The following is a 14,400-nucleotide window of genomic DNA, read 5'->3' as shown; positions in this document are numbered from 1 at the left end:
CCATGCCAGAACACACCCTCCCCGCCACCGCACCCTTGATCCTGCTCAATGGCTGCTTCCACACCGTCGATAAGAGCTGCCCGCAAGCGAGCGCGGTGGCCATCGCCGACGGCAAATTCCTCGCCGTGGGCGACGTTGAAGACGTCATGCGCCACCGCGCACCCGACAGCCGCGTAATCGACCTGGGTGGCCGCACCGTGATTCCCGGCCTGAACGACTCGCATTTGCACCTGATCCGCGGCGGCTTGAACTACAACCTGGAATTGCGCTGGGAAGGCGTGCCTTCGCTGGCCGACGCTTTGCGCATGCTCAAGGAACAGGCGCTGCGCACGCCGAACCCGCAATGGGTGCGCGTGGTGGGCGGCTGGACGGAATTCCAGTTCGCGGAAAAGCGCATGCCGACCCTCGACGAGATCAACGCGGCCGCGCCCGACACCCCCGTCTTCATCCTGCACCTGTACGACCGCGCCCTGCTGAACCGCGCCGCCCTGCGCGTGGTCGGCTACGACAAGAACACGCCGAACCCGCCCGGCGGCGAGATCGTGCGCGATGCGGCAGGCAACCCCACGGGCATGCTGATCGCCCGGCCGAACGCCATGATTTTATATGCGACCCTGGCCAAGGGCCCGACCCTGCCGCGCGAATTGCAGGTCAATTCCACGCGCCAGTTCATGCGCGAACTCAATCGCCTCGGCCTGACCAGCGCCATCGACGCGGGCGGCGGCTTCCAGAACTATCCCGAGGATTACGCCGTCGTCGACGAGCTGGCGCAAAAAGAGCAGCTGACCATCCGCATCGCCTACAACCTGTTCACGCAAAACAAGGGCCGCGAACTGGAAGATTTTGAAAAATGGACGCAGATGGTCACGCCGGGCCAGGGCGACGATTATTACCGCCATAACGGCGCCGGCGAAATGCTGGTGTTTTCCGCCGCCGACTTCGAGGATTTCCTCGAGCCGCGCCCGGAGCTGGCACCCGGCATGGACGACGAACTGGAAAAGGTGGTGCGCCACCTGCTCTCCAAGCGCTGGCCCTTCCGCCTGCACGCCACCTATGACGAATCGATCGACCGCATGCTGACGGTGTTTGAAAAGGTCAACCGCGATATCCCGTTCGACGGCCTGCACTGGATGTTCGACCACTGCGAAACCATCACGCCGCGTAACATCGACCGGGTCAAGGCGCTGGGCGGCGGCATCGCCATCCAGCACCGCATGGCCTTCCAGGGCGAATATTTTGTCGACCGCTACGGCGCCGAGGCGGCCAAGGCGACGCCGCCGATCGCACGCATGCTTGCCTCGGGCGTGCCCGTGGGCGGCGGCACCGACGCCACGCGGGTCGCCAGCTACAACCCTTGGACGGCGCTGTACTGGCTCGTGTCCGGGCGCACCGTGGGCGGCTTGCGCCTGTACGACGCAGGTTCGCGCCTGTCGCGCGACACGGCGCTGGAACTGTGGACGGCGGGCAGCGCCTGGTTCTCCAGCGAGCAAGGCAAGAAGGGGCGCATCCAGGAAGGCATGCTGGCCGACCTGGCCGTGCTGAGCGCGGACTTTTTCAGCATCGATGAAGAGGCCATCAAGTCGATCGAATCCGTGCTCACCATTGTCGGCGGCAAGGTCGTCTACGGCCAGGCGGAATTCACGCCACTGGCGCCGCCTCCCATTCCGGTATTGCCGGACTGGTCGCCCGTGAAAAACGTGGCTGGCCACTACCGCGCCGCGCCGCCGCAAACGGCCAGCGTGATGCAACAGCACCAGTGCCAGGGCGCCTGCGGCGTGCACGCGCACGCCCACGACGTGGCGCGCAAGAGTTCCGTGCCCGTTTCCAGCCACTCCGGCTTCTGGGGCGCGCTGGGATGCAGCTGCTTTGCGTTTTGATGCCATGCTGACGCGATTGCCTTTGCTGGCTGCCGGCGCGTTGGCGCTGGCGGCGGCCCTGCCCGCCGCGGCACAAGAAAATGTGCAGCTGTACGGCCGCCTGAACGTGGCGTTCGAAGCGCTGCACTCGTCAGGCAGCGGCGACAGCGTGCAGCGCGTCTCCAACAACCGCTCGGTACTCGGTTTTCGCGGCAGCGAAGACCTGGGCGGCGGCTGGCAGGCGCTGTTCCAGGTCGAGGGCACCTTGGCGCCCGACACGGGCGCGGGATCCATCGCCGCGCGCGACACGCGCGTCGGCATTGCCGGCCCGTGGGGCACGCTGTTTGGCGGGAACTGGACCCTGCCCTACAACAGCGCCACTTCCGCGCTCGACCCGTTCTACCCCACCACGGCCGGCTACATGAGCCTGATGAGCAACGGCGCCGGCGCCAGCGAAAGCCATACCAGCAACACGTATTCCTTCGACCGGCGCCAGCAGAACAGCGTACATTACTGGACGCCGCAGTGGCAGGGCTGGTCGCTGCGCGTGGCGCGCGGCATGGGGGAAGAGCGGCCCGCCAGCGGCGCGCATCCGGCACTGACCTCGGCCGCATTGATCTACGACGGCGGCGCCCTGTATGCCACCCTGGCGCAGGAAGACCATCACGACTACCAAGGACGGGGACTGACCGACCGTGGCAGCAAGCTGGCCCTCGCCTGGCATGTCGACAGCGCCACGCAGCTGGCGGTGGCGCTGGAAAGCCTGCGTTATGCGACGCCCACGGGCGAACTACGCCGCCGCACGGTCTACTTTTCCGCCACGCGCCAGTTCGGCCGCCATGGCTTGCGTTTCGGCCTGGCGCATGCGCAAAGCGCCACAGGCGGCGCGCTGGAAAGCATCGGCACCGTGCGCGCGGGAGCCGGTGCGGGAGCCACCCACGCCACCGTCGGCTATGACTACCAGCTATCGAAACGCAGCAGCCTGTATGCCTACTACACGCGCCTGGCCAACGGCGGCAACGGCGTCGCCGACTTTGCCATCAACAGCCTGGGACGCGATGCAGCAACGAAGGGCGCCACCATGTCGGGCGTGGCGCTGGGAATCCGGCACAATTTCTGATTCGGCTGTTTTCGTGGACAGCCCCGCGCGCGGCGGGTACAGTCAGCAATCGGCAACCAGGGCGGACATCCACGGACAAACATCATGAAGCGAGCATCAGCGCCAGCGCGCAGCGACTGGGTCAAGTGCGCCGAACCGGTACAAGGGGTCGAACGCATCGAGGCGTGGTTCAAGGGCAAGGCCTATGCCATGCACCGCCACGACACCTACGCCATCGGCCGCACGCTGGCGGGCGTGCAGCGTTTCAGCTACCGTCGCGGGCAGCGCGACAGCCTGCCCGGCAATACCATGATCCTGCATCCAGACGAGGCGCACGATGGCCAGGCCGGTACCGACGCAGGCTTCCGTTACCGCATGCTGTATATCGAACCGGCGCTGTTCCAGGATGTGCTGGGCGGACGCGCGCTGCCCTTCATCGAAGGCGGCGTGTCGACCGATTCCCGCCTGGCGGCCGCCACCTCCGCCTTGCTGCCGCACGACGGCCACCCGCTCGAAGCGCTGGAACAGAGCGAGGCGCTGGTAAAACTGGCGCACGCGCTGGCGGCGGTGGCCGGCACGCCGGCTCGGCCCTTGCGAGGCGACTTCCTGGCGGCACGCCGCGCGCGCGACTACCTGCAGGCGCACTGCACGCAGTGCCGTCACCCTGGCGGAACTTGAAGCGGCAACGGGACGCGACCGCTGGAGCCTGTCGCACGACTTTCGCGTGTTCTATGGCACCAGCCCGTACCGCTATCTGACGATGCGGCGCCTGGAAATGGTGCGCCGCCTGCTGCTGGCTGGCGCCACGCTCGCATCGGCAGCCATGGCCGCGGGCTTCGCCGACCAGAGCCACATGACACGGCATTTCCTGAAAACTCATGGACTGACGCCTGGCCGCTGGCTGCGCTTCGCCGGCGGTAGCGTCAAGAGCTGAAAACACCCACGATCGTTCAATACGGCCCGCAAGTGCATGCGTATTCTGGCTGCATCGCCACTTGAACGGAGCACAGCATGTCCACCACTACCATCACCACGCGCGGCCAGGGCCAGTCCATCGATCTGGCGGGTAAGGTCGCCCTGTTAGAGGGGCACTGGCAGCCGCGCGTCATCGCCGAAATGAATGACTACCAATTCAAGGTCGTCAAGGTACTGGGCGAATTCCAGTGGCACCGGCACGCCGATACGGACGAAACCTTCATCGTGCTGGAAGGGCAATTGCGCATCGCCCTGCGCGGCCCCGGCTACGCGGAAGGACACGCCATCGTGCTGCATGCCGGCCAGATGGCGGTGGTGCCCAAGGGGGTCGAACATAAACCGTGCGCGCCTGCCGAAACCAGGCTGCTGCTGATCGAGCCGCGCGGCGTGGTCAACACGGGCGACGGCGAGGCGGGCGAGCGCACGGTGGAGAACGATCAGTGGATCTGAGCCAGGTAGCGTGACAGACAACAAAAAACCCGCTGACTTTTGCAAGTAAGCGGGTTTTCTGATGAAACTTGGTGCCGTTGGCCGGAATCGAACTGGCGACCTTCACATTACGAATGTGCTGCTCTACCAACTGAGCTACAACGGCGAAGACCCACATTCTACAAACAATGCACAAAATTTGCTAGTGTCAACGCGAACTTTTTTGCATTTTTTTAGCGGCCCGGCTGCAGGCCGCTAAAAATCGTGGAAAAGTGCGGCTTTTACTCCGCGTGGTAGGCGGTGACGCGGGCCACTTCGTCTTTCGAGCCGAGGAACACGGGCACGCGCTGGTGCAGCTTGTGCGGGGCGATGTCCATGATGCGCTGCTGACCATCGGTGGCGGCGCCGCCGGCTTGCTCCACGATGAAAGCCATCGGGTTCGCTTCGTACATCAGGCGCAGCTTGCCAGGCATCGACGTGTCGCGCAGGTCGGCCGGGTACATGAAGATGCCGCCGCGGTTCAGGATGCGGTGCACGTCGGCCACCATCGAGGCGATCCAGCGCATATTGAAATTGGTGCCGCGCGGGCCCGTGTCGCCGGCCAGCAGTTCGTCGACATAGCGTTTCACGGGCGGATGCCAGTGGCGCGCGTTCGACATATTGATGGCGAATTCCTTCGTCGTCGGCGGAATCTGCATATTGCTTTGCGTGAGAACCCACGACCCCATCTCGCGGTCCAGGGTGAAGCAGTTCACGCCATTGCCGAAGGTCAGCACCAGCATGGTTTGCGGACCGTACACGGCGTAGCCGGCCGCCACTTGCTTGCTGCCGGCTTGCATGAAGTCCTGCTCCGTCGGCTCGCCCATGCCTTCCGGTGCCTTCAGCACCGAGAAAATGGTGCCGATCGAGACGTTGACGTCGATGTTCGACGAGCCATCCAATGGGTCGAACAGCAGCATGTATTCGCCCTTCGGATAGCGGTTCGGGATCGGGTGGATCGATTCCATCTCTTCCGACGCCATGGCCGCCAGGTGGCCGCCCCATTCATTCGCTTCCAGCAAAATCTCGTTGGAGATGATGTCGAGCTTTTTCTGCACTTCGCCCTGCACGTTTTCCGTGTCGGCCGTGCCCAGCACCTCACCCAGCGCGCCCTTGCTGACGGCGTGGCTGATGGTTTTACAGGCGCGCGCGACGACTTCGATCAGCAGGCGCAGTTCGGCCGGAATGCTGTTGTTCGAGCGCTGCTCTTCAACCAGGTATTGCGTAAGACTGATGCGTTTCATGAAATCCCTCTGTTTTAATAGCTTTTTGATAAATTTTTTACGGTGTTAATTGGCCAATGCCTTGGAAACGACTTCCATCACGTCATTCGACAAGCTGGCCTGGCCGGCGACTTTTTCCAGCGCGTCGCGCATGTGGCTTTGCAGTGCGGGCACGTAACGGCGCCAGCGGTCCATGGAGCGTGCCAGGCGGGCTGCCACTTGCGGGTTCAGGGCGTCGAGCGCGATGACTTGCTCGGCCCAGAAGGCGTAGCCGCTGCCGTCAGCCGCATGGAATTGCGACGGATTGCCGTTCGTGAAATTGAAGATCAGGCTGCGCGCGCGGTTCGGATTTTTCAAGGTGAAGGCCGGATGCGTCATCAGCTGGCGCACGGCTTGCACATCGGTCGATGGCGCGGCCGCCTGCATGGCGAACCACTTGTCGACCACCAGCGCTTCGTTCTCGAAGTCGGCATAGAAACTGGCCAGCGCCGCCTGCGCGTGCGATGGCGAACCCGAATGGATCAGGGCGCCCAGCGCTGCCGCGCGGTCCGTCATGTTGCCGGCACCGTCGAACTGCTGCTGCGCCAGGACCAGCTCTTGCTCGCCCGGCGCGATCAGCAGATAGGACAGGGCCAGGTTTTTCAGCGCGCGCTTGCCGGCCGACAGGGCATCCGGACTGTACTCGCCCGGCGTCTGGTTGGCGTGGTACTGCGCCAGCAGTTCAGGTTTCAAGGCGGCCGCGATGGTGCGGCGCATGAACTGGCGCGCCGAGTGGATCGCTTGTGGGTCGACTTGCGCCATGCGCTCGGCGATGATGGTTTCCGACGGCAGGATCAGGGCCAGCTCGCGGAAGGCAGGATCGAGCGTTTCGTCGGCCAGCAAGGCGCGTTGCGCTTCGATGAAGGTGTCGTCCAGCGCCAGGTGCTCGCCGGCGGCGACGGCGACGGTCAGTTTCAGCAGGCGCTCCATGGCCAGGCGCTGGCCCGCTTCCCAGCGGTTGACCGGGTCGCTGTCGTGGCGGAACAGGTGCAGCAATTCCGCGTCCGTGTAATCGTATTCCAGCACCACGGGCGCGGAAAAGTCGCGCAGCAGCGACGGCACAGGCAACTCCGTCACATTCGTGAAGCGGAAAGTCTGCGACGCTTGCGTCAGTTCCAGCACGACGCTGGCAGCGCCGTTCGACACGACGCCATCGACGTGCAGCGGCAGGTCGCGACCATCGGCGGCCAGCAAGCCGACGGTGACGGGGATGTGGAAAGGCAGTTTTTTCGGCTGGCCCGGCGTGGCGGGGCAGCTTTGCGCCAGGGTCAGCTCGAACGTCCGGCTGGCCGCATCGTAGCGCGTAGACGCCGTCACGACAGGCGTACCCGCCTGGCTGTACCAGCGCTCGAACTGGCTGAAGTCGCGGCCATTCGCATCGGCCATGGCGGCGCGGAAGTCGTCGCACTGCACGGCCTGGCCATCGTGGCGCTCAAAGTACAGGTCCATACCCTTGCGGAAACCGTCGCGGCCCACCAGGGTCTGGTACATGCGCACCACTTCGGCACCCTTCTCGTAGATGGTGACCGTATAAAAGTTATTGATCTCGACGAAAGAATCGGGACGCACGGGATGGGCCATCGGGCCCGCGTCTTCGGGGAACTGCGCCTGGCGCAGGGTGCGCACCTGGTCGATGCGCGTGACGGCGCGGCCCGTGTCCGTGCCGATCATGTCGGCCGAGAATTCCTGGTCGCGGAAGACCGTCAAGCCTTCCTTCAGCGACAGCTGGAACCAGTCGCGGCACGTCACGCGGTTGCCTGTCCAGTTATGGAAGTATTCGTGGCCCACCACCGCTTCGATGCCCGCGTAATCGACGTCCGTCGCCACGCGCGCATTGGCCAGCACATACTTGGTATTGAAGATGTTCAGCCCCTTGTTTTCCATGGCGCCCATGTTGAAATCGCCCACGGCGACGATCATAAAGCGGTCCAGGTCCAGTTCCAGGCCGAAACGCTCCTCGTCCCAGCGGATCGAGTTTTTCAGCGACTGCATGGCGTAGTCGGTTTTATCCAGGTTGCCGTCTTCCACCCACACTTGCAGCAGCACTTCGCGGCCCGACTTCAGGGTATAGCGCTCTTCCTGGCATACCAGGCGCGCCGCCACCAGAGCGAACAGGTAGGACGGCTTCTTGAACGGGTCTTCCCACTTGGCGTAATGGCGGCCATCGCCGAGGTCGCCCTCTTCGATCAGGTTGCCGTTCGACAACAGCACCGGATACTTGTCCTTGTCGGCGCGCAGCATGACCGTGTACTTGGCCATCACATCCGGGCGGTCAGGGAAGAAGGTGATGCGGCGGAAGCCTTCCGCTTCGCACTGCGTGAAGAAATTATGGTTCGACACGTACAGGCCGGACAGCGAGGTATTGTCCTGCGGCGCCAGCAAGGTTTCGATATCGAGCGTCACCTCCTCCGGGGCCTTGGGGATGGTCAGCATGCCCGCCGTCAACTTGTACTGCGACGGCTTCAATACCTTGCCATTCAGGCGCACCAGCACCAGTTCGATGTGTTCGCCGTGCAATTCGATGCTGCGGCTGGTGCTGGCCGGGTTATGGCGCATTTGAATCCGGCTCGCCACCACTGTGCGGGCGGGATCGAGATCGAAACCAAGTTCGACGCTGTCGACCAAAAAGCTGGGCGGCGTGTAATCTTTGCGGTAAATCGTCTGAGGGCTGTCTGTGCGCATAGGGATTTGGGTGGGAGCGGAGGCAAAAGCCTATTTTACCAACACCAGCCCCCGATAGTCGCGATTCAGGTCAGGAATGTTGGATTCCCTTACACGCAGACATGCCAGGTAACATTCTGTAATAATGAATAGAAACAAATAGAACTATTCTTATAATACTAAGCGAAGAATTGCGTCTACTAATCAGGAGGTCATGCAATGAAACGATATCTCACCATCATGATGGCCGCATTGACCGTGTTGCTCACCGGATGCGCCACCACCATACGCAGCGATGTGACCGTCTTCCATGAGTGGCCTGCGCAATTGCAGGACAAATCATATGCATTTGAAGCGCCGGCGGCCGAAGACGACACGCTGGAATACCGCAGCTACCAGAACCTGGTGCGCGCGGAACTGGCCAAACACGGTTTCGGCGAAGCGTCCGGCCCCGCGGCAGCCAATTTGCGCGTGGCAATGAATTTCTCCACCGTCGACTACCCTGAGCGCGTGCTGCAAGCCAGCGACCCATTCTGGTATGGCCCCGGCTACTGGCCTGGCCGCTACGGCTACCGCTACGGCGCATGGCCAGGCTATGGCCGCTTTGGCTATAACCCCTACTGGTATGGCCCGATGGATGTGGAAGAAAGCGTGCGCCATAAATACGAACGCGAATTGCGCGTGACGATCAATGACCGCAACGGCAAGAAACTGTACGACGTAACCGTGCAATCGACCAGCAACAAGCGCGCCACGTCGCAAGTGATGCCCGCCATGGTCGCCAGCGCCTTTGCCGATTTCCCCGGCCAGAGCGGCGTGCCCCGTAAAGTGGAAGTCAAGGTGGAATAATTACGTGGCAATACAAAAAACCGGCTTGTGCAGCGATGCGCAAGCCGGTTTTTTTATGTCTACGAATAATACGCCTCGGCGGCAAAGGTCAGCGCGCCAATCAGGGCCACGGCCAATAACAGCACGATCAGCAGGCGGCCGAACTTTGGCGTGCCATCATTGCCGCCGCTCATGGCACGATGATGGTCGAACCGGTCGTCTTGCGCCCTTCCAGGTCCGTATGCGCCTGGGCGATATGGGCCAGGCCGTAGCGCTGGTTGATCTCGATCTGCACTTCGCCGCTGCTGACGACGCCGAACAGCGAGGTCGCCATCTCTTCCAGATTCGCGCGGTTCGAGGCATAGCTGAACAGGGCCGGACGCGTGATGAAGAGCGAGCCGCGCGATGCCAGTTCGCTCAAAGTGAAGGCCGGCACGGGACCGGACGCGTTGCCGAAGCTGACCATCATGCCCAGCGGCGCCAGGCAGTCGAGCGAACCCGTGAACGTATCCTTGCCGATGGAATCGTAGACGACGGAGACGCCCTTGCCGCCCGTGATCTCGCGCACGCGCTCGACGAAGTTTTCCGTGTTGTAGTTGATGACATGGGCCGCGCCATGCGCCTTGGCCAGCGCCGCCTTTTCATCGGAACCGGCCGTGCCGATCAGATTCACGCCCAGCACCTTGGCCCACTGGCAGGCGATCAGGCCCACGCCGCCCGCGGCCGCGTGGAACAGGATGGTGTCGCCCGCCTTCAGGGCCACCGTGCGGTGGAACAGGTATTGCACCGTCAAGCCTTGCAGCATCATGGCGGCGGCCGTATCGAAACCTATACGCTCGGGCAACACCAGCAGCAGGGCCGCCGGCAGGTTGCGCTGCTGCGCATACGCGCCATTGATGCGCGCCGCATACGCCACCCGGTCGCCCACCTTCACTTCGGTGACACCCTCGCCCACCGCCTCGACGATGCCCGCCCCCTCGACACCGAGGCCATTGGGCAGCGGCTGCGGATACAAGCCCGTGCGGAAATACACATCGATGAAATTGAGGCCGATGGCCTCGTGCTTGACGCGCGCCTCGCCGGGACCCGGCGGCGGTAGTTCCACATCCACATATTCCATCACATCCGGGCCGCCCACGCGCTGTACGCGGATGGCTTTGGTGGTAATCGTTGCGCTCACAATATGCTCCTTGAAGAAGAATCGGGAAAACGTCAGGCGGCAGCGCTGGCCCGCGCCTGCAATTGCGACAGCACCAGGTGCGCCGACGACAGATTGGTCGCGCACGCCACGTTGTGCACGTCGCAGGCACGCACCAGAGCGTTGATGTCCGGCTCGTGCGGCTGCGGCGTCATCGGGTCGCGCAGGAAGATCACGCAATCGATCAAGCCTTCCACCAGCAGCGAGCCTATCTGCAAGTCGCCGCCGAACGGGCCGGAATGCTTGCGCTCAACCGCCAGGCCCAGCTCAGTGATCAGGCGGCCGCCCGTGGTGCCCGTGGCCGACAGTTCGCAACCCTTCAAAAAGTCCAGGTATTCGCCCGCCAGGGTAATCATGTCATCTTTTTTCTTGTCGTGGGCAATCAGGGCGATGCGTGTTTTCATGGTGGGGACATTTTCAGTGGGTGGAGGAATTATTTCTTTTTCGACAGCAAGTAAATGCCGGCCAATACCAGGCTGGTGCCAGCCAGTTGCCAGTTGGTGATCGGTTCATCGAGAATCATGGCGCCCAGGAACAGGGTCGACACGGGGCCGATCATGCCGGCCTGCGAAGCGACGGGCGCGCCGATGCGCTCGACGGCGATCATCGTCATGAAGACGGGCATCACCGTGCAAAAGATGCCATTGAGCAAGGACAAGCCATACACGGGCATGGGCTGGATCAACAGCTCGACGGGGCGCAGGATGAAGAATTGGGCGATGCAGGCAAAGCTGGCCACGCACATGGCATAGCTGACGAGGCGCATCGAGCCGATGCGCTTCACCAGCTCGCCCGAGCCCAGCAGATACACGGCATAGGCACAGGCCGAACCCAGCACGAGAGTCGAGCCCAGCGCCACATTGCTGGCGCCGCCCTGCAAGTCGTGCACGAACACCAGCACGATGCCGCAGTAGGAGGTGAACAGGGCCAGCCACTGCAGGCGGCTGATGCGCTGCTTGAAGTACACGGTGGTAATCAGGAGCACGAACGTAGGCGTAAGGAACAGGATCAGGCGCTCCAGGCCCACGGAAATGTATTGCAGGCCCAGGAAATCCAGATAGCTGGACAGGTAGTAGCCGACGAGGCCCAGCCCGACGAGGCGCCAACGGTCGCTGTTGGATAGCGGCGGCTCCGTGCGCATCTTCCAGCAAGCGATGACGGCGAACACTGGCAGCGAAAAGATCATCCTGAAGGCGATCAGGGTGACGGCGTCGATCTGGTAGCGGTACAGCAGCTTGGCGACGATGGCCTTGGTGGAAAACAGTACCGCCCCGCCTACGGCGATGGCCAGGCCACCGAGGTAGACGGAACGGGGAATCGATGCAGGGGATGCTTGCGGGGAACTGGAGCTCATGCCCAGATTGTAAGGCAAAAGCCGGGGCCAGACCCGGCGGGACTCGGCGTCCCCGTCTGGCCCCGAATAAAACCGGCGGCAGATTAAGAGACCACCACCGCCGCCGCACCCGCCGTCACCGTCGCCGTCGTCACGCGCGCAATCACGTTCGACGGCGCCGCCGTGCCGACCAGTTTATTCACCTGCTTGAACTGCGCCACCAGCTTGCCCGGCGTCAAGGTGACCACCGTGTAGCCCTGCGCATCCGTGTTCAAATGCTTGATCCACGGGTTGTTGCCCAGGCCGGACAATTGCTGCGCCAGGCCCAGCAGGGTTGCACTGAAGTCAGTACTCGCTTTCAAACCAGCCTGCACGGCGGCGACCGTGCCGTCCAGCTGGGCTTCCGGCACGCCCTTGGCAGCCAGGGCGCCGCGCAGCTGCACGCGCAACTGTTCCAGCAGGCTGTCGACGGTAGGCGCCGCCTTGCCCATGGTGTAGTCGAGCAGGTTGATGTCGAGATTGACCGTGCCCAGGCCCGTGACGGGAATGGCCAGCGGATAGCTGACGAGGGTGCCGATATCGCCCATGCTGCCGGCGGCCGACTTCAGGTAGCTGAAGAAGGAATCGGAGCTGACGCCAGCCGACACCAGGTCCACCATCACGGGCGTGCCGCCGCCGGCCGCGTCGAAATCGTCGCTGACCGTACCCGCAAAAAACGAGTGGATATCGCCCGTGATGGCCACCACGTTGCCGATGGCATTGGTTTTCAGGTGTGCCATCAGGTTCTTGCGCTCGCTGTTGTAGCCATCCCACTGGTCACAATTGAGCAGGAAGCGCGTGAAGAATGGCGTCAGCGCGGCTTGCTGGCCGGAAGCGGCGACAAAGCTCGATGCGGCGCCCTTGGCCTGCACGTCGGGCTTGATCCAGCCGAAGGCGATCACTTGCGCGGCCGCCGCCGGCGAAGCGCTGTTGTAGGCAGCCACCGTGATGCCGGCCTGAGCCGCGCTCAAACCGGCGCCCACGGCAGCGGCGCCCTGCGCGCCGGCATTGGCTGCCGCGCCGGCAATCGCCATGGCGGCGGCCTGCGCCACGCTTGACGATGCGCCCGCCGTCGAGGCCGCCACGATGGCGCAGGCCAGCGGCACGCTGCCGCCCACCAATGGCAGGGTGCTGGCGATGGCTTTGCCCACGTTGGCCATGGCGCTCAGCGCCAGCAGGGTGGCGATCGCATCCGTGCCATTCAAGCCCATGCGCAGCAACGACACTTCATTGCCCCACAGCTTCCAGGTCGACGTGGCCGCCTTCATCTTGCCCTTCCACCAATCGCGCTGCGTGCTGCCCAGCATGCCCACTGCCGCCAGCGGATCGGCGCCGGCCTTGGTGGCGGCCGCCATTTTCTGCCCTTCCACGCTGTCGAACAGCGCTTGCGGCACCAGGTAGCGGCTGCCGATACTGCCCAGCGGCTTGCCCGTGGCGGGATTGATGGTCGACTCGGCGATCGCATGGTCGGCGCGGTACAGGCGCTCGTCCGTCATCACCAGCTGCATCAATTTGCCGAACTGGAAATCGCGGTAAATCTGGATATTCTGGAAGGTCGTCGCGGCCGCGTCGAACGTAACGTCGGCCGGCATGTATTCAAACCACGCCTGGTTGGCGCTGCGGCGGCGGGCCGGCTGGTGCAAGTCGCTGCCGTCGGTCGCCACGATGCCTTCATAGGTGGACGCATCCTGCCAGGCGTCGTCCGTGAATTCATGGTCATCCCAGATGGCGATGAAGGCAAAGCGCTCGTGCACGGCTTGCAGACGCGCATCGGTGCGGTATTTCTTGTACAGGTAGCGGTAATCGGCCACCGTGGTCGCGTATTTGGCGCCGGACGTGCCACTTTTATACGTGCCGTCAGGCAATTTCAGCTGGTCGTGGCGGCTTTCCACGGCGCCGCTCTGGAAGGCTTCGCCCACCGTTTCATAGATGTAGTCGCCCAGGTGGACGATAAAATCGAGCGATTCGTTGGCGGCGATGTGCGACAGCGCCCCCCAGTGATTGATGCTCCAGTCCTGGCACGTCAGGTAGGCGAATTGCAGCTGGGCAACGTCGCTGGTCGCGGCGGGCGCCGTCTTGAAGCGGCCCACGTTCGAGCGCACGTTGCCGGCGATGAATTGGTAAAAATACACCTGGCCCGGCTGCAAGCCCGTCACCTTGTGGCGCAGGGTATTGTCGAAATCGGCTTTCAATGGCAACTTGGCATCGACGATGGGCGTACCGACCAGGGCCGTGTTGCCGCCCAGGGCGGCCGTATTATCGCTGGCGCTGACGATCAGGCGCACGGCGACGTCGGACTTGCCGGCCACGGCGGGCGCGACGGCGTCGAAACTGGCGGGCACGACGCGCGTCCACAGCATGGCGCTGTCGGCGCGCGGGTCGCCCGAAGCCACGCTTTGCGGGAACTTCCAGTCGCTGCCCGAGGCCAGCGGCACGCCAGGATCGCTGTAATCGGTGCTGCCGCAGGCGGCGAGGCCGACAGTGGCCACGGAGACGGTAATAAAGCCGCCCAATTTCAGAAATTGCCGCCTGTCCATTTGACTTGCCATGATGTCGCGCCCTCGATATGGTGAAAGCGCGTCACTTTAGCAACAGATTGTGTCATCCTGATGACGGGGCCGCGCCGCTTCGCAGGGGGCCGATATGCTAAAATGTCGGCCACAATTGAACACCCGTCTAAG

10 protein-coding genes, 1 tRNA gene and 1 pseudogene are annotated in these 14,400 nt (G+C 63.4%); 5 read left to right on the top strand and 7 right to left on the bottom strand.

All coding sequences use genetic code 11. From position 1 onward, the window contains the following. Positions 1-2: 2 nt before the first annotated feature. The 4 genes and pseudogenes from CLU94_RS18500 to CLU94_RS18485 all read left to right on the top strand — a co-directional run bounded on the left by CLU94_RS18500 (position 3) and on the right by CLU94_RS18485 (position 4,380). Positions 3-1,877, top strand: a complete 1,875-nt coding sequence (locus CLU94_RS18500; RefSeq protein WP_099668378.1) for an amidohydrolase — start codon at positions 3-5, stop codon at positions 1,875-1,877. Positions 1,878-1,881: 4 nt separating this feature from the next. Then, entirely contained in the window at positions 1,882-2,976 is a 1,095-nt protein-coding gene (locus tag CLU94_RS18495; RefSeq protein WP_099668377.1) for a porin, read from the top strand. A gap of 84 nt (positions 2,977-3,060) precedes the next feature. Next, a pseudogene (locus CLU94_RS18490) lies at positions 3,061-3,889 on the top strand (AraC family transcriptional regulator). Between the two features lie 77 nt (positions 3,890-3,966). Then, positions 3,967-4,380: a cupin domain-containing protein gene (locus CLU94_RS18485; protein ID WP_099666700.1), complete on the top strand. Its 414-nt coding sequence runs from the start codon at positions 3,967-3,969 to the stop codon at positions 4,378-4,380. A 69-nt stretch (positions 4,381-4,449) separates the two neighbouring features. Here the strand turns inward: CLU94_RS18485 and CLU94_RS18480 are convergent. The 3 genes from CLU94_RS18480 to pepN all read right to left on the bottom strand — a co-directional run bounded on the left by CLU94_RS18480 (position 4,450) and on the right by pepN (position 8,342). Beyond that, a tRNA-Thr gene (locus tag CLU94_RS18480) sits at positions 4,450-4,525 on the bottom strand. Positions 4,526-4,640: 115 nt separating this feature from the next. Then, positions 4,641-5,642 carry a class 1 fructose-bisphosphatase gene (locus CLU94_RS18475; RefSeq protein ID WP_077408194.1) on the bottom strand — a complete coding sequence of 334 codons (1,002 nt, stop codon included), beginning with the start codon at positions 5,640-5,642 and terminating at the stop codon, positions 4,641-4,643. Positions 5,643-5,687: 45 nt separating this feature from the next. Then, positions 5,688-8,342, bottom strand: a complete 2,655-nt coding sequence (gene pepN, locus CLU94_RS18470) for an aminopeptidase N (protein ID WP_099666699.1) — start codon at positions 8,340-8,342, stop codon at positions 5,688-5,690. Positions 8,343-8,540: 198 nt separating this feature from the next. Here pepN and CLU94_RS18465 point away from each other — a divergent pair, with 198 nt between their 5' ends. Further along, positions 8,541-9,170, top strand: a complete 630-nt coding sequence (locus CLU94_RS18465; RefSeq protein ID WP_099666698.1) for a DUF4136 domain-containing protein — start codon at positions 8,541-8,543, stop codon at positions 9,168-9,170. A 169-nt stretch (positions 9,171-9,339) separates the two neighbouring features. On the opposite strand, the gene CLU94_RS18460 is transcribed toward CLU94_RS18465, so the two are convergent. The 4 genes from CLU94_RS18460 to CLU94_RS18445 all read right to left on the bottom strand — a co-directional run bounded on the left by CLU94_RS18460 (position 9,340) and on the right by CLU94_RS18445 (position 14,268). Then, the gene (locus CLU94_RS18460; RefSeq protein ID WP_251350740.1) at positions 9,340-10,269 is read right to left on the bottom strand and encodes a quinone oxidoreductase family protein; all 930 of its coding nucleotides are present in this window, start codon (positions 10,267-10,269) and stop codon (positions 9,340-9,342) included. A 92-nt stretch (positions 10,270-10,361) separates the two neighbouring features. Beyond that, entirely contained in the window at positions 10,362-10,751 is a 390-nt protein-coding gene (locus CLU94_RS18455) for a methylglyoxal synthase (RefSeq protein ID WP_099666696.1), read from the bottom strand. Positions 10,752-10,780: 29 nt separating this feature from the next. Beyond that, positions 10,781-11,701: a DMT family transporter gene (locus tag CLU94_RS18450; protein WP_099666695.1), complete on the bottom strand. Its 921-nt coding sequence runs from the start codon at positions 11,699-11,701 to the stop codon at positions 10,781-10,783. Between the two features lie 83 nt (positions 11,702-11,784). Then, positions 11,785-14,268: an alkaline phosphatase D family protein gene (locus CLU94_RS18445; protein WP_257218868.1), complete on the bottom strand. Its 2,484-nt coding sequence runs from the start codon at positions 14,266-14,268 to the stop codon at positions 11,785-11,787. Positions 14,269-14,400: the final 132 nt, after the last annotated feature.

Origin of the sequence: Janthinobacterium sp. 13 (assembly GCF_002749695.1) — a bacterium.
Classification (GTDB): Bacteria; Pseudomonadota; Gammaproteobacteria; order Burkholderiales; family Burkholderiaceae_D; genus Janthinobacterium; species Janthinobacterium kumbetense.
The sequence above is the reverse complement of the archived record's forward strand: the minus strand, read 5'-3'. Positions and strand labels throughout refer to the sequence as shown.